General features: G+C 42.9%; 18 protein-coding genes and 1 tRNA gene. 12 read left to right on the top strand and 7 right to left on the bottom strand.

Translation table 11 applies throughout. From position 1 onward, the window contains the following. Positions 1-37: 37 nt before the first annotated feature. The 3 genes from R2Q85_RS01210 to R2Q85_RS01200 all read left to right on the top strand — a co-directional run bounded on the left by R2Q85_RS01210 (position 38) and on the right by R2Q85_RS01200 (position 2,228). Complete coding sequence (locus tag R2Q85_RS01210; RefSeq protein ID WP_316809908.1) at positions 38-745, top strand: AraC family transcriptional regulator; 708 nt, start codon at positions 38-40, stop codon at positions 743-745. A gap of 77 nt (positions 746-822) precedes the next feature. Next, positions 823-1,302, top strand: coding sequence for an ester cyclase (locus R2Q85_RS01205; protein WP_316809907.1), 480 nt, complete (start codon positions 823-825; stop codon positions 1,300-1,302). A gap of 110 nt (positions 1,303-1,412) precedes the next feature. After that, entirely contained in the window at positions 1,413-2,228 is an 816-nt protein-coding gene (locus R2Q85_RS01200) for an SDR family oxidoreductase (RefSeq protein WP_316809906.1), read from the top strand. A gap of 86 nt (positions 2,229-2,314) precedes the next feature. On the opposite strand, the gene R2Q85_RS01195 is transcribed toward R2Q85_RS01200, so the two are convergent. Both R2Q85_RS01195 and R2Q85_RS01190 read right to left on the bottom strand, forming a co-directional pair. Beyond that, positions 2,315-2,401, bottom strand: a tRNA-Ser gene (locus tag R2Q85_RS01195). A 69-nt stretch (positions 2,402-2,470) separates the two neighbouring features. Next, on the bottom strand, positions 2,471-4,552 hold the full coding sequence (locus R2Q85_RS01190; protein ID WP_410478822.1) for an HD family phosphohydrolase: 2,082 nt from the start codon (positions 4,550-4,552) through the stop codon (positions 2,471-2,473). 197 nt (positions 4,553-4,749) lie between these two features. On the opposite strand from R2Q85_RS01190, the gene R2Q85_RS01185 reads away from it, so the two are divergent. From R2Q85_RS01185 to R2Q85_RS01155, 7 genes are all read left to right on the top strand, one after another. Further along, positions 4,750-5,607, top strand: a complete 858-nt coding sequence (locus R2Q85_RS01185; RefSeq protein WP_316809905.1) for an SPFH domain-containing protein — start codon at positions 4,750-4,752, stop codon at positions 5,605-5,607. 17 nt (positions 5,608-5,624) lie between these two features. Then, complete coding sequence (locus R2Q85_RS01180) at positions 5,625-5,804, top strand: Arc family DNA binding domain-containing protein (RefSeq protein ID WP_316809904.1); 180 nt, start codon at positions 5,625-5,627, stop codon at positions 5,802-5,804. Positions 5,805-5,880: 76 nt separating this feature from the next. Beyond that, the gene (locus R2Q85_RS01175; RefSeq protein WP_316809903.1) at positions 5,881-7,059 is read left to right on the top strand and encodes an acetyl-CoA C-acyltransferase; all 1,179 of its coding nucleotides are present in this window, start codon (positions 5,881-5,883) and stop codon (positions 7,057-7,059) included. Continuing rightward, a complete protein-coding gene (locus R2Q85_RS01170; protein ID WP_316809902.1) occupies positions 7,060-7,983 on the top strand; it encodes a hypothetical protein in 924 nt (307 codons plus the stop codon). A gap of 129 nt (positions 7,984-8,112) precedes the next feature. Beyond that, positions 8,113-9,867 (top strand): peptide MFS transporter, encoded by a 1,755-nt coding sequence (locus R2Q85_RS01165; RefSeq protein WP_316809901.1) that lies wholly within the window; start codon positions 8,113-8,115, stop codon positions 9,865-9,867. 10 nt (positions 9,868-9,877) lie between these two features. Continuing rightward, a complete protein-coding gene (locus R2Q85_RS01160) occupies positions 9,878-11,371 on the top strand; it encodes a peptide MFS transporter (RefSeq protein ID WP_316810292.1) in 1,494 nt (497 codons plus the stop codon). A gap of 41 nt (positions 11,372-11,412) precedes the next feature. Next, on the top strand, positions 11,413-12,141 hold the full coding sequence (locus tag R2Q85_RS01155) for a polyprenol monophosphomannose synthase (protein WP_316809900.1): 729 nt from the start codon (positions 11,413-11,415) through the stop codon (positions 12,139-12,141). Between the two features lie 2 nt (positions 12,142-12,143). On the opposite strand, the gene R2Q85_RS01150 is transcribed toward R2Q85_RS01155, so the two are convergent. The 5 genes from R2Q85_RS01150 to proS all read right to left on the bottom strand — a co-directional run bounded on the left by R2Q85_RS01150 (position 12,144) and on the right by proS (position 17,160). After that, positions 12,144-12,659: a YdeI/OmpD-associated family protein gene (locus R2Q85_RS01150; RefSeq protein ID WP_316809899.1), complete on the bottom strand. Its 516-nt coding sequence runs from the start codon at positions 12,657-12,659 to the stop codon at positions 12,144-12,146. 319 nt (positions 12,660-12,978) lie between these two features. Then, on the bottom strand, positions 12,979-13,839 hold the full coding sequence (locus R2Q85_RS01145; protein ID WP_316809898.1) for a TIGR02757 family protein: 861 nt from the start codon (positions 13,837-13,839) through the stop codon (positions 12,979-12,981). Between the two features lie 7 nt (positions 13,840-13,846). Further along, the gene (locus tag R2Q85_RS01140; RefSeq protein WP_316809897.1) at positions 13,847-14,986 is read right to left on the bottom strand and encodes a cystathionine gamma-synthase; all 1,140 of its coding nucleotides are present in this window, start codon (positions 14,984-14,986) and stop codon (positions 13,847-13,849) included. After that, positions 14,983-15,678 carry a hypothetical protein gene (locus R2Q85_RS01135; protein WP_316809896.1) on the bottom strand — a complete coding sequence of 232 codons (696 nt, stop codon included), beginning with the start codon at positions 15,676-15,678 and terminating at the stop codon, positions 14,983-14,985. Before R2Q85_RS01135 ends, R2Q85_RS01140 begins: the two co-directional genes overlap by 4 nt. Positions 15,679-15,687: 9 nt before the next feature. Beyond that, entirely contained in the window at positions 15,688-17,160 is a 1,473-nt protein-coding gene (gene proS / locus R2Q85_RS01130; RefSeq protein ID WP_316809895.1) for a proline--tRNA ligase, read from the bottom strand. A 105-nt stretch (positions 17,161-17,265) separates the two neighbouring features. Between proS and R2Q85_RS01125 the strand changes: the two genes are divergently transcribed. Together R2Q85_RS01125 and R2Q85_RS01120 are read left to right on the top strand one after the other, a co-directional pair. Next, entirely contained in the window at positions 17,266-18,147 is an 882-nt protein-coding gene (locus tag R2Q85_RS01125) for a hypothetical protein (RefSeq protein ID WP_316809894.1), read from the top strand. Positions 18,148-18,165: 18 nt separating this feature from the next. Further along, entirely contained in the window at positions 18,166-19,680 is a 1,515-nt protein-coding gene (locus R2Q85_RS01120; protein WP_316809893.1) for a hypothetical protein, read from the top strand. The last annotated feature ends 9 nt before the right edge of the window (positions 19,681-19,689 follow it).

Genomic DNA, 19,689 nt, shown 5'->3' with positions numbered 1-19,689 from the left:
ATTTATTAAGAGCTCATTAGCAAAAATCATTTTAAAAATGACGTCTATAAAGCAGCTTAACCTACAGCAGGGCTATGCGTTACTGGCTAAAAAATCACACCAAACTGGGACACACCGGCATTACGGAATTGAATTGATCCTTTGTGAGCAAGCCGGTTTTGACCTCTTTACCGAAAATGGGAGTTATTTGCGTTTGAACGCCGCCATCATACCATCCAACTTGCCACACCGGTTTCAATGCGGGGATGCTACCTGTCAGCTTTTATTTTTAGACCCGCTGTCTCCGCTGGGCCAATATGTCTTTAATCGTTATCAACTATACCTGAGGCAAGACATCGTGGCAAATCCTCCGGATATAGAAAACCTGTTTAGTGATTTCCAGTCGCTGAATTCGTTGAGCTCAGCGGCGGATATGAACGGGCTCAGAAAAATAGATTTCAGGATTCAAAACTGCCTTCAGCAAATCCGCGCCAACCCAGATTGTGCCAAATTATCCGTCAGACAACTGACCGAAGTTTCTTTTCTTTCTGAGAGCCGTCTATCCCATCTTTTTAAACAACAACTAGGTGTTTCAATCAGACAGTTCATATTGTGGAACAGAATAGGCCTGGCAGTTTCAAAATCTAACGATGGCCATTCCCTAACCACAGCGGCACTTTACGCAGGCTTCTCCGATTCATCTCATTTCTGCAGGGCATTCTCTGATATGTTTGGCAGCAGTCCATTCCATACACTGAAAAGTTAGCAGTTTTATACAAGTTTTTATTTCTTCTTTTAGAGAACTTTGCTATAAAACGTATTTAAAGAAGAAAGGAAATTATCATGAAACTATTTATGCTAACCGCGTTATTCCCATTATTCGCTTTCCCTACTCCATCACCTGTTAAAAACAAAGAACTTTTAAAACGCTTTTATAAACAAGTGTATGTGGAGTGGAACATGAAAATGGCGGATGAAATGTTGTCTCCCAACTTTGTCTCGCATGATTGGCGCCAGAGTTTGGGAAAAGGGCCGAAAGCGTTCCGGAATTATTATTCAGTATTTAACAAAGCTGTGCCGGATGCGAAATATGAGGTTCAAGATATTCTTGCCGACGGAGACCGGGTAGCCGTTCGTTGGGAAATGCACGGAACCTACCAGAGAGCTTTCCCCGGAATTGATATTCCTGCTGCCGGACAAGCTGTGACCCTTAAAGGAGTAGCGATATACCGTGTAGAAAACAACAAATTGATGGAACGCTGGGTGGTCTCTGATTTGTATGAACTGCTGAAAAATATCCAGGGACAATCAAAAAAGTCTTAAGCTAACTAATCAAGTCCATATCGCCCCTTGCATTTGTCCAATTTGCCTCCCATTTGCTATCCAATTTATGACGAAATTTAGGTTATAAATCAAACTTAAACAATAAACCTATGATACTTAAAAACAAAATTGCTGTAATCTACGGAGGGAGCGGCGCAATTGGCGGTGCCGTCGCACGCGTGTTTGCAAGAGAAGGCGCTAAAGTTTATATCGCTGCCCGCTCACAAGAAGGGCTTGATGTCGTGGCCAAAGACATAACCGGCATTGGCGGACAGGTAGAAACGGCACTTGTTGATGCCTTTGATCAGCAAGCCGTTGACCGCCATGCTCAAGCTATCGCACAAAAAGAAGGCAGTATTGACATACTTTTAAACGCCGTCAGCGTCCAGCACGACCAGGGAACCTATCTGGAAAACCTCAGCATGGAAGAATTCATGCGGCCGGTTAATGGCTTTCTTAAACCCCTGTTCATCACCAGCAAAGCTGTTGCCCCATATATGGGGGGTAAACGTCCGGGGGTTATCCTCACCCTGACTACTCCAGGTTCCAAAGAACCAGCACCGGGCGTACTTGGTCATTGTGTCGTATCTGCGGGCACAGAGGCGTTTTCGCGCGTGCTGGCCGCCGAAATGGCCTCCAAAAATGTTCGGGTGGTCTGTCTCCGTCCTCATGCCATCTCAGACGCCCCGGCGGCAGGCTCTTATACAAAAGATCTGTTCAAGACCCATGCAGAATATAAGCAAAACGCAGCTGGACAGCCGATAAGCGAGTGGCTCCCAAACTCCCCGATGGCGCAAAGTACGCTGCTCAAACGTCTCCCTACGCTATCCGAAGTGGCTGAAACCGCCGCATTCGTAGCCTCTGAAGGAGCCGGCGCAATGACCGGGGCGATTGTAAATTTGTCTTGCGGTGCGCTGGTAGATTAACTTGTAATTCATCCACTTCCAGCCAACAAAAAAGCCTGAAATCTTTTGATTTGCAGGCTTTTTTGTTGATTTGAAATCAATTTCAGCGGAGGAAGAGGGATTCGAACCCTCGGTACCGTTGCCAGTACGACAGTTTAGCAAACTGTTCCTTTCGGCCACTCAGGCATCCCTCCGAATTCCCTCATCAAATCCTTGTTGAGGGAGTGCAAATATAGCAATTCATTGATGTTTGCAAAAAAAAATTACAGAGTTTGCAGATAATCTATGCGCACATGATAAATACTCATAAGCATTGTCTTGAAAATCAGCTTTATAGTTTCGAGATCTTTTAATGTAATATCGCAATTATCCAGCTGCTTTTGCTCCAGTTTATAATCAATGATCCTTTCAACGAGGTCATTTATGCTCTGTGCATCCGGATTTTTCAGACTTCTTGAGGCCGCTTCCACCGAATCGGCCAGCATCAGTACCCCTGTTTCTTTAGAAAAAGGTATAGGCCCCGGATAACGGAAAATATTTTCATCCACAAATTTCTCGGGCGAATTCTTTAAAAATGACTGGTAAAAATAATCCACCCTGGTATTGCCATGATGTGTCCTGATAAAATCGATTACACTTTCCGGCAGCTGATGCCTACGGGTTATTTCTATGCCTTTATGCACATGTTTAATGATGATCTGGGCACTTTGCTCATAAGGAAGCTTGTCGTGCGGGCTGAGGGCTGTATTCTGGTTCTCAATAAAATATTGCGGGTTCTCAATTTTACCAATATCGTGGTACAAGGCCCCTGCCCTAACGAGTAAAGAATTACCGCCTATTTTAAATATAGCCGCTTCAGCCAGGTTGGCTACCTGCAGCGAATGCTGAAAAGTACCCGGGGCTTTAAAGGCCAGTTCCCGCAGCAACTTGTTATTGGTATTGGTCAGTTCAATCAGCGCCACATCAGAGGTAATGCCAAACATCTTTTCAAAGGCATAGATCAATGGATATGCCAGCAGTGAAAGCAATACACTGACAATGAAGGGCACAAAATTGATCCATTCAATCTGACTAAAAGATCCCTCGCGCAGCAAGGCTATCCCTAAGAAAGAAACAAAATAAGCAGAAAGAATAAACAAAGCTGACAGAAGCAATTGCTCCCGTTTAATCAGGTTCCTGATGCTGTAAATCGCTACCATGCCCGATGTAACCTGGTAAAATACAAATTCAAAACTGTTGGCCACAAAAAAACCTGAAATGAGCACCACCAGCAAATGCAGGTAAAGCGCAAGCCGGGTGTCAAATAAAATGCGGATAATAATGGGGACAATACAGAATGGAATATAATAGATACTGGGCAGGTTGAGCTTAATCGCCCAGGTTAATGCAAGCAGCATCGTGGTAATCACCAGCAGAATCAGCGACAGTTGCCGGTTATCGGCAAAAATATCTTTCCTGAACAATTTAAGAAATACCATCAGCAGGCTCACAATAAAACCAACCAGTAATATTTGCCCCAGATAAACCAGTTTACTGTCGCCTATGGTCTTGGTCTGCGCTTCGTAAGCCTCCTTAAAAGAAAGCAATTTCTGGTACACCTCATCGTCAACCACATTGTCCTTGGCAATGATCAGTTCCCCTTTCTGCACCATGCCTCGTGTAGTAGACAAGCTGCTGACGGTGTTGTTCTGTACCACAGCAGTGAGCTTTTCATCAAAAACAATATTCGGCTGTAAATGATCTTCTACCAGGTTTTCAATTACTTCCTTGATTTTCAGGTTTACTGATTTAAAATTATTTTTAAAGTAGGCCAATGCGGTTTGTACCGTAAAAACATCCTGTGTACTCACTGTTTTACTGATGTTATTGCTCAGCAAAGAGAAATCATAATTGGGATTGTTTCCCTTTTGGTGTTTTACATTAATAGCAATGATACCTTTACTGTAAATATCCTGCAATTGTTTAAAAGAGGCTTGCCGGTAACCTTGTTTTTCATTTTCGGGAAAGGCATTTGTTCGCCATTTTACATCAAACTCGTTCAGATAAGCCTCTTCAACAGCATTAAACAAATCTTTATTTAACTTATAAATAGGCAAAACATTATCCAAAGCATCCTGCTTATCAATGATAACCTGGGGGCTTGTCTTTAAAATGGCAAAACTAAAAGGCGACACCAGGTCTTTGTTTTTCCAGATTGTCCCCTTTTCAAATTCATACCTGAAACGTGGCTGCTTGGGCAAAAATACGGTTATAATGATTACCGAAAGCACCATCATGATGTATTTGATGTTGGATGAGTACTTTCTGTACAGTACTTTATGGGAATTCTTTCTGATTTTAGCCAAAGCGATATCAATTGATTATTATTCAAAAATAACATTAATTTTCTATCATAAGCATATCCATTGCTAATTGTGAACGTTTGCTCATGATGATTTCATCAGTTTATATATTTTCACAGGCAATGAAGCATATGATCCTTTTTATAATTTGTTTTTACAAAAATTTATGGCGTAATTTATGATATCAAATTAATATCATTATGTATCAGGAAAAAATCATTACCCCGCCATCCGGCTATCGAATTCTTGCCCTGTTTGTTACGCTTGTACTATGCGGAATACTGGCAATAGCAGTTCAAAATTTTGTAATTATAGAAGTTATTTTATTTGTAAGCGGTTTCTTAATTTTACCCGGTTTCATCATTAACAACCCTAACGAATCTAAGGTGCTTACCTTATTTGGTGAATATGTGGGCACGGTTAAAACCGATGGCTTTTTTTGGGTCAACCCTTTAACCGTTAAAAAGAAGGTATCATTAAAAGCAAGAAACCTGAACGGACACCAGATTAAAGTAAACGACAAGCTTGGAAATCCAATTGAAATTGCAGCCGTTGTAGTCTGGCAGATCAAAGAAACTGCGAAAGCAACCTTTGCAGTTGAGGATTACCTGCAATATGTAGCCATCCAGAGTGAAGCAGCAGTACGTCATTTGGCCAATATTTTTCCTTACGACAATTTTGAGGATGAAGAAGCAACAATTACCTTAAAAGACGGTGCAGAAAAAGTCAGTTCACTGCTGGAGTCTGAATTAAGTGAAAGATTGTCCCGCGCCGGAATAGAAGTTGTTGAAGCCAGAATTTCTCACCTTGCCTATGCACAGGAAATTGCAAGTGCCATGTTGCAGCGCCAGCAGGCTACTGCAGTAATAGCTGCCCGTAAGCTCATTGTTGAAGGTGCTGTTGGAATGGTGGAGATGGCTCTGGACAGACTTTCTGAAAAAAATATAGTAGAATTGGATGAAGAACGTAAAGCAGCAATGGTCAGCAATCTGCTGGTAGTACTCTGCGGGGATCGCAATGTTCAACCTGTTGTAAATACGGGAACACTATATAATTAACAGATCAATAATCAGATATGTCTGAAAAAGATAAAAAAGCTTTTGTTCTTAGAATAAATCCTGAATTGCTTAAGGAAGTAGAAAAATGGGCTGGTGATGAGTTCAGGAGTACCAATGGGCAGATTGAGTTTTTGCTAAATGAGGCGGTAAAGGCTAAAAAGAGAAAGCGGTTAAACAAAAATGATACAGACCAATAATGTTAAAAATGCGGAGTTATAACCACTGAATGATTGTAATAATATAACTTTGCTGCCAACTAACTTTATAATACTAATGAAAGAAGTAGTCATTGTATCTGCTGTAAGGACCCCAATCGGAAGTTTTGGGGGTTCGTTATCAGGTTTTTCAGCCAGTCAGCTGGGTGGTTTTGCAATTAAAGCAGCTGTTGAAAGGGCCGGGATTAAGCCCGGTGATATCCAGGAAGTTTATATGGGCAATGTCTTATCCGCCAATTTAGGCCAGGCACCTGCCACCCAGGCTGCTAAATTTGCAGGTTTACCGGATGTTCCTGCTACAACAATTAATAAAGTTTGTGCATCGGGAACAAAAGCCATTATGCTGGCTGCGCAAAGCATTGCCCTGGGCCAGCAAGATATCGTTGTTGCAGGTGGCATGGAAAGCATGAGCAACGTACCTTATTACCTGGAAAAAGCAAGAAATGGCTACCGTCTGGGTCATGGTCAGCTCACAGATGGGCTGGTAAAAGATGGTCTTTGGGATGTGTATAACGATTACCACATGGGTTCGGCAGCTGAATTGTGTGCTGCAGAATGTGGTTTTACCCGTGAAGAGCAGGATGCTTTTGCGATTAGCTCCTATAAAAGAGCTCAGGCTGCACAAATTGAAGGCAGATTTGACAATGAAATTATTGCTGTGGAACTAAAGGACCGCAAAGGCGACATTACCTTAATTGACAAAGATGAAGAGCCTTTTGCAGTAAAATTTGATAAAATACCAGGGCTTAAACCTGTATTTAAAAAAGATGGTACAGTAACTGCCGCAAATGCATCAACCTTAAATGATGGTGCCGCAGCTCTTGTGTTAATGAGTGCCGATAAAGCAAAAGAACTGGGCTTAAAGCCTATGGCCAGGATTCTGGCTTACGCTGATGCCCAGCAGGCACCGGAATGGTTTACCACTGCACCGGCAAAAGCCATCCCATTGGCTCTTAAAAGCGCAGGAAAAAGCATTAGCCAGGTAGATTATTTTGAAATCAATGAAGCTTTTTCTGTAGTTTCGTTAGCCAACAACAAAGAAATGGGTTTAAACGCAGAAAAAGTGAACGTAAATGGTGGTGCTGTTTCATTAGGGCATCCCCTTGGTGCTTCGGGTGCCAGGATTGTAGTTACCCTGCTTGCTGTATTGAAGCAGAAAGCTGGTAAAATAGGTGTCGCCGGTATTTGTAACGGTGGCGGTGGCGCCAGTGCATTAGTAATCGAAAACATGAGCTAGATGATCAGGGCCTCAAAAGCTTTAATAGTATTCTTTACATTATGCTGTGCTGCAAATCTGGTTTGGGCGCAGCATAGCTTTGACCTTACAAATGTTCCGGCATTAAAAAACTACCAGGATTCACTGGTCTCCATTACTGATTCCATGTATAATGCCACAAATGATCAGGATCGGTTTGCGGCAAATGCACAATTCATCAAAACCATGGTGGCTGCATTAAAAACCAATGCCTCTTTCAATTTCCCCTTCGATTCTTTAAAAAAAGTAACCGTTTTAAAATCCCCTGATAACGCTTTAAGACTTATTTCCTGGTATGTACCCACAGACGAAGGTAGTTACCGCTTTTTTGGGACCATACAGATGGCCACCAAAGACGGAAAACTATCCATGTTCCCTTTAATTGATGGCACTGATAAAATTCAGGATGTAAACGGGGTTACCGACAACAAGAATTGGTATGGTGCACGTTATTACCAGATCATACCAGTAAAGTTTGGACAACAGCCCTACTATGTTTTAATGGGCTGGAAAGGACATAATGCTAAAACTTCGAAAAAAGTGATCGAGATCCTTTCATTCGATAGGACGGGCCAGCCTGTATTTGGCAAAGGGGTGTTTGACGGTTTAAAAGGCAGCAATCCTAAAAACAGGGTGGTGTTTGAATACAACAAGTTAAATTCCATGACCCTCACCATGGACAAGTCTGTAAATATGATCGTATTTGATCACCTTGCCCCTTTTACACCCGATCTGGAAGGAAATTTTGAATTCTACGCATCCGACTTAAGCTTTGATGCGTATAGAATTGCAGGGGGCAGGTTAAAACTGGTAGAAAATGTAGAGCTGAAGAATGAACCAAATGCGATGGATGATTTCTATGCGGACCCAAAGGATAAAAACAACAAAGCCCCGAAAAAACTTTAAACAAGCGCATCATGCAAGCCCGATCCATGTTAAAAATTTGTGAGTATGACCACATGTAAGTATCTTGCGCGATTAAAAAAACAAATATTCATAGCATAACTAACTAAACTTATTATATAAAAAACTGACATGAATACACAAAGTTTGGACACACCAAATAACTTTTTCGAGAATAAGGTACTCGGGCATCCGGCAGGATTGTTTGTTCTATTCTTTACCGAGATGTGGGAAAGATTTTCTTACTATGGGATGCGGGCATTGCTGGTGTTATTTTTAATTTCCAGTCTGGATAAAGGTGGATGGAACTGGCCGGAAGAAAATGCACTGGCCCTATACGGGACCTATACCTCATTGGTTTATTTGACGACCATTATGGGCGGCTATCTGGCAGACAGATACCTTGGTTACCGTTGGGCTGTTGTGATCGGGGCCTGTTTGATGACCATGGGACACGCCAGTATGGCTGTAGAAACCCCTACTTTTCTGTACCTGGGTATTGGTTTCCTGATTTTTGGCAATGGATTTTTTAAACCAAATATGACTTCAATCGTGTCGCACATTTACAAAGATCATCCTGAAAAGAAAGATGGTGCTTATACCATTTTTTATATGGGCGTAAATGCAGGTGCATTTTTAGGCATTATGCTTTGTGGTTATATTGGCGAAACCGTAAGCTGGAGCTGGGGATTCGGCCTTGCAGGTATTTTTATGTTTTTTGGTATGCTGCAGTTCTACTTTACCCAGGGCATATTTGGCGATGTGGGTAAAAAACCTACAGCAGCAGATAACCTTAAGAAAGCCAGCAATGATGATGGTGACAAAAGGGTACCTTTCACTAGTTTTGACCTTACTTTAATTGTAATTTCCTTATTATTAGGATTGATATGGATATTAAACGATCCTTATTCTAAAATCAGCGGCCATAATTTATTAGATTTTACTGCCCTGGGTCTGTCCGGACCAAGTTTTACCATAGTTACCGGGGTGATCATATTTTTAATCTTACTGGTGGGCAGGATCCTGCGATATGCCAAAGTAACAAGAGACCGTTTAATTGCAGTAACCATATTTGCTTTCTTTACCGTATTTTTCTGGGCTTCTTTTGAACAGGCCGGTGGCTCTATGACCATCTTTGCTGACAAGTATACCCAACGCGATTTCTCGGGCAGTGCTGCTGCAACTTTTAAAATTATCAATACCCTCCTTACTGTGGTACCGCTTGGTATCATCACTTTTGTACTGTGGAAATTGTTTACACAGACCTTTAAAAAGTTTGCTGTTGGAAATTTCATTCTGGGAACCAGTTTCGTGGTGATCTGGGGTGTGGTGATCTGGATGCTGAACAATGAATTTCAAAAAGAAACCACTACCGTTGCAGCTTCCTGGTTTGGCATTTTAAACTCCTTCTTTATCATCTCATTTGCACCCCTGGTTTCAAAGATCTGGGAAAGCAAATATAATCCACCTGCAGCATTTAAATACGGTTTAGGGATGACCCTGCTTGGTCTCGGCTTTGCTTCCCTGGCCTATGGAGCATCGGCCATCAGTGGTCCTGATGCTTCAATCAAGGTAAGCATGATCTGGCTGATCTTTGCCTACCTGTTCCATACACTCGGTGAATTGTGCTTATCGCCTGTTGGTTTATCTTATGTAAGTAAGCTGGTGCCTGCGAGAATGATTGGTGTGATGTTCGGCATCTGGTACCTGGCTATTGCTATTGGTAATAAGACGGCCGGTGCGATGGGTGGTATGATCAATGAGATCACCCATAAATATTCGCTCTCTACTTTTTTCCTGATTTTCACCCTGGTACCGCTTGGACTGGGCATACTGGTAATGCTGCTGCACCCACTCCTTAAAAAACTAATGCACGGTGTCAGATAATCAAACGAATATGGCCGAACAATTGTCATTGGAAGATATCCAGAATTTTAAGGGTAAATACCCTAAACAGCTCTGGGCATTATTTCTGGTAGAGATGTGGGAACGTTTCTGCTTTTATGGAATGCGGGGAATGCTGGTCATATTTATGATCGATAAAGTGCTTGGCCTTGCCCTTAGCGACAAGAGCGCGAACCTGCAATACGCAGCCATACAAGCCTTTGTGTATACCTTTACCTTTTTGGGCGGTATTTTTGCCGATAAGGTTTTGGGCTTTAGAAAGTCGCTTTTTTTTGGCGGAATGGTTATGGTACTCGGAAACCTGATCATTGCAGCCTCCCCAAAAGATTTCTTCTATATCGGTATAACCCTTTCTATTATTGGAACAGGCTTTTTTAAACCGAATGTTTCCTCTATGGTTGGCGATTTGTATAAGGAAGGTGATGGCCGCAGGGATGCCGGCTATGGGATGTTCTATGCAGGCATTAACATCGGTGGCCTGTTGGGTGGTGCCCTTTGCGTTTACCTGGGGAAGTACGTATCCTGGAACTATGCTTTCCTGGCCGCAGCCATTGTAATGGCATTAGGCCTGGTCACTTTTATATTTACCCAGAAAACCTTAGGTCCTATTGGTGATTCTCCGCTAAAGCACATGCCAGTCCGTAAAAAAAGAATGCGGGAAATCGGGGTTTACCTGCTTTCGTTAATCTCTATCCCATTGATCCTGATCATGGTACAGAATACAAAGTACACCGACTATTTTATGTACAGCATAGCACCACTGGCTATCTTATACTTTTTATACGAAACCTATACCGTTAAAGAGCATAAGTTCAGGTTAAAGCTGTTTGCTGCTTTTATATTTATCTTCTTTTACTTTTTGTTCAATGCCATTTTTGAGCAGAGCGGCGGCTCCCTATCTCTTTTTGCAGCTGAAAATTTAAACCACACCCTGTTGTTCTTTAACATCGACCCAAATGTAGTAAACAACAGTTCCAATTCATTTTTTGTGATCCTGTTCAGCCCATTGATCGGCCTGCTGTGGTTATGGCTGGCCAAAAAGAAAATAGAGCCCAATTCCATCATTAAATTCGGCATTGGTTTTCTTTTCCTGGGCGCATCATTCTATGTTTTCTTTTACACCCGCTTCTTTGCCGATATAAATGGCATCACTTCCTTAAACCTCTTTACTTTTGGCTACCTGGTAACCACACTGGGTGAGCTGTGTCTGGGCCCGATTGGTATGTCGCTGGTTACCCAGCTTTCTCCAAAACGTTTAACAGGAATGATGATGGGCATGTGGTTTCTGGCAAGTGCATTCGGACAGTTTGCTGCTGGTAAGCTGGGGGCCGACATGTCGGTTAGTGATGAACATGCTTCTTTGGTAACCAAGTTGCAATCATACACGGCTGGATATTACCAGCTGGCCATTTATGCTGCAGTAGCCGGTGTATTTTTAATTGTGTTTTCGCCTTTAATTAAAAAATTGATGCAGGGCGTTAGTTAAACTAAAAAGAATCCATAATTTCGCTTTATAATTTATTTTACGTGTCAGACAGCCTGGTTATTATTCCTACTTACAACGAGAAAGAGAACATTGAAAAGATCATCAGAAAGGTTTTTTCATTGAACTACTTTTTTGAGCTCTTGATTATCGACGATGGTTCTCCGGATGGCACGGCTGATATTGTTAAAAAACTGCAGCAGGAATACCCCGCGCTTCACCTCGAACAACGGATAGGAAAACTGGGGCTGGGCACAGCCTATATCCATGGGTTTAAATGGGCCCTGGCAAGGCCACAGTATCAATATATCTTTGAAATGGATGCAGATTTTTCGCATAATCCCGAAGACCTCATCCGTTTAAGAACAGCCTGCACCAATGGTGCAGATGTGTCCATCGGTTCCAGGTATGTGAATGGAGTTAACGTAGTAAACTGGCCCATGAGCCGGGTGTTGATGTCCTATTTTGCATCGATGTACGTAAGGATCATCACTGGCATCAATATACAGGATGCCACTGCCGGCTTCAAATGCTACCGGTCTAAGGTTCTCGCCACCATACCTATGGATAAAATTAAGTTTGTGGGGTATGCCTTCCAGATAGAAATGAAATTTACGGCCTTAAAATATGGCTTTAAAGTAATTGAAGTACCCATCATTTTTACCGATCGTACAGAGGGCAGCTCAAAGATGAGTACAAAGATATTCAGGGAAGCATTTTTAGGCGTGATCCAGATGAAGGTCTGGAGCTGGTTCAGGAAATACGACCGATAAGTCTATTTTTCTTCACGTGGCTTACCATCGCGCATCATGGTTCCGAAATCCCAGTCCTTATCCATCGCAGAAACGATCTTTACAATCCGCTTGGTACGTGTAGCTTCTGTTTTTGCCGTATTCAGCCAGTTGATATACCAGTTTTGATGCGACTTGGGCTGTTTTAAAAAGTTCTTTAATAAATGCGGCTCATCAGCCAGGCAAAGTTCCAGATCTTCCGGCATCCCGATCTTGAAAGTTTTATCTTCCTCCAGGCTCAATTCAATTACGGCTCCTTTCTCTTTTCTCAGCTTTTTACGCAATGCGCCATTTAAAGCAATAATAAAGTTACCCTCGCCCATCGGAACAAAAGACACGCCTTCAATTTCCACATGGTCCAGTTTGCCTTTTACCCTGAAACTCTTTCTGCAATCTGGCTTGATCTGGTTGGCAATGGCCTGCGGAATAAATACATAGGTCCAGCCGGATTTCTCCCCCATTTCATTAAAACGTTCTATTTCTGCTTTGAAAATGATCATACCGCCCTAAAATTAGGAAATTTCTGCAACCGTTAATAGGAATTTTTCCAAACTTCCCTTTTTAAGACCCCAACCCGGTATGCATCAGAACAGTAGTATAAAAAAAACATGCAACAGAACAATCTGCACAAAAAAACCTGCAGAGAAAAGAATAGTCTGCACCCAAAATATATGCGATAGAAAGGTAAGCATCCGAAAAAAGGCTTGTGAAAGTGAGAACCTAGGAGTTTTTGTCCTTCTTCAGGACAAATATTCCAGTTCGAACAGCACAAGCCTTTTTAAAAACAGCTCATAAAATAACCCTAACTGATTTTATGAGCTAAAATTTCTCCTCTACACCCAACCCAAACAACGCGAAATCATATTTCACAGGATCCATAGGATCCAGTTCCAGCAAGCGCCCCGTCAATTCCACAGCAGTCCGCCAGTCCGTTTGCCTGCGTTCAATGAGCCCTAACCTCCTCGCCACCCTATCCACATGCACATCACAAGGGCAAATTAAGTCCGCAGGCTTCAACCGCTTCCATATCCCAAAATCCACCCCTTGATTGTCTTGCCGAACCATCCACCTCAAAAACATATTCAAGCGCTTGCAGGTAGATTTCTGCAAAGGAGAAGACACATGCTTAATCGTTCTTCTCGGGTAATCAGGCAAAGAGAAAAAATACGACCGGAAATAATTGAGTGTTTTTTCTATTCTGGGTACTCCGGCATTTAACTCCGGCAACAGACAAACAGCAGAGGCACTTTCCAAAAAGGACCCGCCAGTAACATCAGCGATATACTCCTTTCTAAATTCATCAGCAGGTGCTAAAAAAGCTGTTTCCAGGCTATCCGATTGCTGGTAATGCTGGTTAAAGAAAGCTACAAAATACAACAGGTCTGTATCGTTAAAGGTCCTGTGTTTAAAGCCCAGAAGCCCTTTCAAATCCCCGTCCTGATGGTGCAGCATAAAATTGTAAGGCGCATGATCCATCCTGGCAAACAATTCATTGCATTTATTGATAATCGTTTTGCGCTGTCCCCAAGCTAAAATTGCCGCAAAAAATGCGGCAATTTCTATATCCTGTTTTTTGCTGAACTGGTGCGGAATGCAGATCGGATCATTTTGGATAAAGTCTGGCCGGTTGTACTGCGCCACTTTGATGTCCAGGAAATCTTTAAGTGCTAAAAACTCCAATCCCTGCTTATTTAAGTGCTTGTTCCAGGTCAGCGATCAGGTCATCAATATCCTCAACACCAACGCTTAAACGCAGCAAATTATCTGTAACACCCACCTTTTCACGCTCTTCCTTTGGAATGGAACCATGCGTCATAGACACCGGATGATTGATCAGCGACTCTACCCCACCTAAAGATTCGGCCAAGGCAAATACCTTGAATGAACCCGCAATGCGGAAAGTTTCCTGCAGATCAGCATCTTTCAAAGTAAAAGATACCATGCCTCCAAAATCACGCATTTGCTGCTTGGCAATATCGTGGTTAGGGTGGTCTTCAAAACCAGGCCAGTAGATCTTGTCTATTTTAGGATGTTTTTTTAAGAAATGTGCCACTTTTGCCCCGTTTTCACAATGCGCTTTCATGCGCAGGTGCAGGGTTTTAATGCCCCTTAACACCAGAAAAGCATCCTGAGGACCAGGTGTAGCCCCACAGGCATTGTAAATGAACCAAAGGTCTTTGTACAACTGATCGTCATTAACCAGCAAAGCCCCCATCACCACATCCGAGTGGCCACCAATGTATTTGGTTACAGAATGCATCACGATATCTGCACCCAGATCTATCGGGTTTTGCAGGTAGGGTGAAGCGAAAGTATTGTCTACCGTGAGCAGCAGCTGGTGTGTTTTGGTCAGTTTTGCAATGCCGGCAATATCCACAATCTGCATGGTTGGATTGGTCGGCGTTTCTATCCAGACCAGCTTGGTTTTATCGTTTACATAAGGCAAAATGTTTTCCGGTCTGGAGAGGTCCAGAAAATGGAATTTAATGCCATATTTAGCATAGATTTTAGTGAACATGCGGTAAGAACCACCATAAAGGTCATTCCCGGTAATCACTTCATCACCAGGCTGCAACAATTTCATTACTGCATCTGTTGCACCCATGCCACTTGAAAAAGCCAGGCCGTGTTTTGCATTTTCCAATGCAGCCAGGCAGGCTTCCAAAGCTTTACGCGTTGGGTTGGTACCTCTTGAATATTCAAAACCTTTATGATCGCCCGGCGATTTCTGCCAGTAGGTAGAAGTTTGATATATCGGGGTCATCACTGCCCCTGTTGTTGGATCAGGCTCCTGACCCGCGTGGATAGCTTTTGTTGCGAACTTCATAAGTTGTTATTTTGCTCTGTTTCTGCCTTAAACTGATAACCAAGGTGTTTACCTGTGGGGTAACCGCTGGCCACCAGCATAGATTGTTTTTGATTTAAAGTTACGTCTTTTACCTGTGCAAACGGAGGAATGATCAGGTCAGAATCCAGGCAGAACAGAATCGACCTTTCGATGATATCCGTCAGCTTTTCTTCTGTTACCGTATTATTGGCAAAATCCTGGTATAGAAAATCCAGCGCCCCCTCACCTTCTACCATAAAATGCTTTTCTTTATTGATCAGGATCCTTGCAATGAGGGAACCTTCATCTGCCAGGCGGTTGTATTTGATAGAATCCGCAAGAAAATTATGGATATAAATGATGCCACAATAACTCAAAGAATCATCATCTTTAATGTATTTGGTTTGATATATAGAATGCGACGGATCAAAAGTAAAGATATTAGTATGCATGGATACCATGAGCATATCGCCTGAAAACTTAAGCTGCCCTTCAAACTTATTGCTTTCATTGAAATGAACTTCCACTGAAGGATCTTTAGCGGTATAATCCTGCTGCAATTTGACGGCTATTGCTGCAAGCTGCTTTTTTAACAAAGCAAATACCTCAGCCGTACTTCTGTAAATGGCCTGTTTTAAGGAAGCCTTATTTTCAAATTCCGTTAGTATCTGCTGATAGTTTTCTGTCCCCATAATCAAAAATTAGTACGCCCTTGCAAACAATACACGTTGCTTAGATGGTTTTCCTGAATAAATGCAAACACCATCTTCCAGCTTGTTGTTTAATGGCACACACCTGATGGTCGCTTTAGTCTCTTCTTTGATCTTTTGTTCCGTTTCAGGTGTACCATCCCAATGTGCGGAAATAAAACCAGCTTTGGTATCCAGCAATGTTTTCAGTTCTTCATAAGAATTGGCGTCTGTAATGTGCTCCTCCCTGAAATTTAAGGCTTTGTTATAAATGTTCTCCTGAATTTCTTCCAGTAACTGTGCAATATAGATTTCCAGTCCATCCTGTGCAACTGTCTGCTTTTCCCTTGTATCCCTTCGGGCAAGCTCAACAGTTCCATTTTCCATATCACGGCCACCGATCGCCAGACGTACCGGAACACCTTTCAATTCATACTCTGCAAATTTAAAGCCAGGGCGCTGCGAATCTCGGTTGTCATATTTCACAGAGATGCCCATACGTTTCAGTTTAGCACTTAACTCGTCAACAAAAGAGGTAATCTTTTGCAATTCTTCATCATGCTTATAAATTGGTACGATAACGACTTGTATAGGTGCCAATTTTGGGGGCAGCACCAAGCCTGCATCATCGCTGTGTGCCATAATCAGTGCGCCAATCAAACGTGTGGACACCCCCCACGAACTTGCCCATACATGCTCAATTTTACCTTCTTTACTGGTAAATTTCACATCAAATGCTTTAGCGAAATTCTGGCCAAGAAAATGGGAAGTTCCTGCCTGCAATGCCTTTCCATCCTGCATCAAAGCCTCGATACAATACGTATCCAACGCACCGGCAAAACGTTCATTAGGCGTTTTCACGCCCTTTACTACTGGTAAGGCCATCCAGCTTTCTGCGAAATCCGCATATACCTCCAGCATTTGTTTGGTTTCCGCTATAGCTTCATCTGCTGTCGCATGTGCAGTATGTCCTTCCTGCCATAAAAACTCAGTAGTACGTAAAAACAAACGGGTCCGCATTTCCCAGCGGACCACGTTGGCCCATTGGTTTACCAGAATAGGCAGGTCCCGGTAAGATTGGATCCAGCCTTTATAAGTGTTCCAGATGATCGTTTCAGAAGTAGGCCTTACAATTAACTCTTCTTCCAGTTTAGCTGTCTCATCCACAATGATGTTTCCATTTCCATCATTTTTCAGACGATAGTGTGTCACAACGGCACACTCGGTGGCAAAACCTTCAACATGCGACGCTTCCTTGGAAAAAAATGACTTAGGGATGAATAAGGGAAAGTACGCATTACTATGGCCTGTATCTTTAAATTTTTGGTCTAAAACCGCCTGCATCTTCTCCCAAATGGAATAACCATAGGGTTTTATCACCATACATCCTTTAACAGATGAATGCTCTGCCAGATCGGCTTTTATAACAATGTCGTTATACCACTGGGAATAATCTTCGTTTTTACTAGTAATACCTTTGCTCATAGCTGTTTGGAACGTTTTTTGTGTTAAATGCCTTGTATAGTAGGCTACAAATTTATAAATTTATACCTACAAAAAAACGCAAACACACAAACAAGGGATATAGTTATGAAAGCAATTAATTTATTCACCAGCGTGCTCGCACTGACAACGGTAGTTGTGGCGTCATGCTCTGCGCCCAGGTTAGCGCAGCAAAACTCGAATGATGATGTTTATAACTCAGTGGCGCAGGCTAAGGAATATAGACAGCAGGTACCGGTAAAAGAATCGGAGTACAATGCTCAGGATGATTATTACGGAACCAGTGATCCTTATTATGACATGGATTACTCTTCACGTATCAATAGGTTTTCTTATGCCAATCCTTCCTGGAGGGGCTATTACGATCCTTATTTCGATGGCGGCTGGTATGGTAATTACGGCATGTCATTGGGCCTGGGCTTCGGCTTAAGTCCGTTCTGGGGCTCGATGTGGAGTTCTCCATATTATGGCTGGGGAAATTACTATTCTCCTTTCTATGGCTATAACAACTGGGGCTATAACAATTATATAGGTGGCGGCTATTGGGGCGGTGGCTACTGGGGTGGCGGTTATTACACCGGCAGAACCACTAACGTACCCGACTACAGGGCAAGACCTGCCAGGGGAAGCAGCAATGGCTACAATGGAACGAGAGGAAATACGGATTACCTTTCTCCGAGATCCAGTGCAAGAGGACAAAACAATACAGGTAACGTAAGTACCGGACGACCTTCAAGGGGCAGCAGTGGTACTACGCAGCGTCCAACTACAACTGAAAGTGCTAGACCAACCAGGACGGAAACTTCAAGGCCAACAAGAACAGAAAGTTCAAGACCTGCACCTTCCTACACTCCTCCGTCAAGAGGCAGTGAAGGCAGCTCTTCCGGTGGAAGTTATGGTGGTGGTTCATCTGGCGGTTCCGGTGGAGCAGGCGGCGGTGGCAGACCATCAAGAGGTGGTGGCAGATAATTTTAGCGAAATACACAGATGAAGAAATTTACACAAATGCTAATGGTAGCTATAGTAGCTACCACAGGCACAACATACGCGCAGTACGCAGGTGACGCCATCCGCTTCTCTAATGGAAATTATGGCAGTTCAGCAAGGTTTAAAGGAATGGGAAATGCCCAAATCGGCGTTGGCGGAGACATGAGTTCTTTAGGGGGCAACCCGGCTGGCCTTGGTCTTTTCACCAGGTCGGAATTCAGTTTTACCCCTGAATTTAACAGTGCAAGTTCAAAATCTGATTTCCTGGGAACCAGGACGAACGACTCAGGAAACAAATTAAATGTAAACCAGGCCGGTGTGGTATGGTATAACCCTACCTATCGCGCGCAGGGTGCCGACACCAAAAAAGGGGTATTGAGTACTGTATTCGGGATCGGTTTTAACCGGAATGCGGACTTTACCCAGCATACCAGCTATGGTGGAGACAACACTGCGAATTCCATGCGTACTTATTTTGCCGAGCTGGCCAATGGCTCCAAAAATGCGCAGGGCGACCTGGCTGCAAATTCCCTGGAGAACTATGCATTTGAAGACTACCTCATCAATTATGGAACACCTGGCAATGCCAATACCTATACTACAAATGGTGTAGTTGGGGCCAATCAGCTGAAAAGTCAGATCACCTCAGGCGGAACTTCTGAACTGAATTTTTCCGGTGCCTTGAACATCTCTAACCAATTGTACATTGGTGCAAGCATCGGAATGGTGAATGGACGTTACACCAGCGATTCAGAATTTACAGAAAAAGGTACCGTCAACCCTTATGACCCTACTGACGGTTTTACCGGGAACGAGAACTATAGCTATGTTTATGCGCAAAACCAGGAAACCAAGGCTTCAGGTGTAAACGGACGTTTAGGCGTGATTTTCAGACCAGCGGGCAATTTCAGGATAGGCGCCACTTTCCAGACGCCTACCTGGTTATATGTAGAAGATATGTACTCGGAAAATCTGTATACTACCCTATCGGGAGATCGCTTTCCGAACCGGAATTCGCTTAACTACAATTATACCTACCGTTTAAAAACACCTTTAAAAGGATCACTGGGCGCAAGCTACGTAATTGGCGGACAAGCGATCATTTCTGCAGATGTAGACTTCATTGATTATGCCAGCACCCGTTTTTCTCAGGAAGGTGGAGGGATGGCTGACCAGACCATAATAGACAACAACGCAGATATTAAACGCCTGTATACCTCAGCAGTAAACTACAGGGTTGGTGCTGAATATAAAATAGAGAACCTGAGCTTAAGAGCAGGTTATGGTTTAAATGGCAGTCCTTTAAAAGATGACAGCCAAAACATATTTGACACCAGGTATTACTCCGCAGGCTTAGGTTATAGGGTAAACGAGTATTATATAGACCTTGCTTATCAGCGTATGGAATCTCAGGACAGATTAAGTCCTTACACCTTAAATAACAGCACTGCACCTGTTGCGAGCCTTAAAAACGCCAATAACAATGTATTCCTTACTTTTGGGATTCGTTTCTAAACACATTTG

Source organism: Pedobacter heparinus, assembly GCF_032678725.1.
In the GTDB taxonomy this organism is placed as follows: Bacteria; Bacteroidota; Bacteroidia; order Sphingobacteriales; family Sphingobacteriaceae; genus Pedobacter; species Pedobacter heparinus_A.
This window is presented reverse-complemented; position numbering and strand designations above follow the sequence as displayed.

Excerpts from the sequence above, each read along its gene's own strand:
- R2Q85_RS01210 (WP_316809908.1), top strand. The coding sequence starts at position 38 with ATGACGTCTATAAAGCAGCTTAACCTACAGCAGGGCTATGCGTTACTG.
- R2Q85_RS01205 (WP_316809907.1), top strand. The coding sequence starts at position 823 with ATGAAACTATTTATGCTAACCGCGTTATTCCCATTATTCGCTTTCCCT.
- R2Q85_RS01200 (WP_316809906.1), top strand. The coding sequence starts at position 1,413 with ATGATACTTAAAAACAAAATTGCTGTAATCTACGGAGGGAGCGGCGCA.
- R2Q85_RS01185 (WP_316809905.1), top strand. The coding sequence starts at position 4,750 with ATGTATCAGGAAAAAATCATTACCCCGCCATCCGGCTATCGAATTCTT.
- R2Q85_RS01180 (WP_316809904.1), top strand. The coding sequence starts at position 5,625 with ATGTCTGAAAAAGATAAAAAAGCTTTTGTTCTTAGAATAAATCCTGAA.
- R2Q85_RS01175 (WP_316809903.1), top strand. The coding sequence starts at position 5,881 with ATGAAAGAAGTAGTCATTGTATCTGCTGTAAGGACCCCAATCGGAAGT.
- R2Q85_RS01170 (WP_316809902.1), top strand. The coding sequence starts at position 7,060 with ATGATCAGGGCCTCAAAAGCTTTAATAGTATTCTTTACATTATGCTGT.
- R2Q85_RS01165 (WP_316809901.1), top strand. The coding sequence starts at position 8,113 with ATGAATACACAAAGTTTGGACACACCAAATAACTTTTTCGAGAATAAG.
- R2Q85_RS01160 (WP_316810292.1), top strand. The coding sequence starts at position 9,878 with ATGGCCGAACAATTGTCATTGGAAGATATCCAGAATTTTAAGGGTAAA.
- R2Q85_RS01150 (WP_316809899.1), bottom strand. The coding sequence starts at position 12,659 with ATGATCATTTTCAAAGCAGAAATAGAACGTTTTAATGAAATGGGGGAG.
- R2Q85_RS01140 (WP_316809897.1), bottom strand. The coding sequence starts at position 14,986 with ATGAAGTTCGCAACAAAAGCTATCCACGCGGGTCAGGAGCCTGATCCA.
- R2Q85_RS01135 (WP_316809896.1), bottom strand. The coding sequence starts at position 15,678 with ATGGGGACAGAAAACTATCAGCAGATACTAACGGAATTTGAAAATAAG.
- proS (WP_316809895.1), bottom strand. The coding sequence starts at position 17,160 with ATGAGCAAAGGTATTACTAGTAAAAACGAAGATTATTCCCAGTGGTAT.
- R2Q85_RS01125 (WP_316809894.1), top strand. The coding sequence starts at position 17,266 with ATGAAAGCAATTAATTTATTCACCAGCGTGCTCGCACTGACAACGGTA.
- R2Q85_RS01120 (WP_316809893.1), top strand. The coding sequence starts at position 18,166 with ATGAAGAAATTTACACAAATGCTAATGGTAGCTATAGTAGCTACCACA.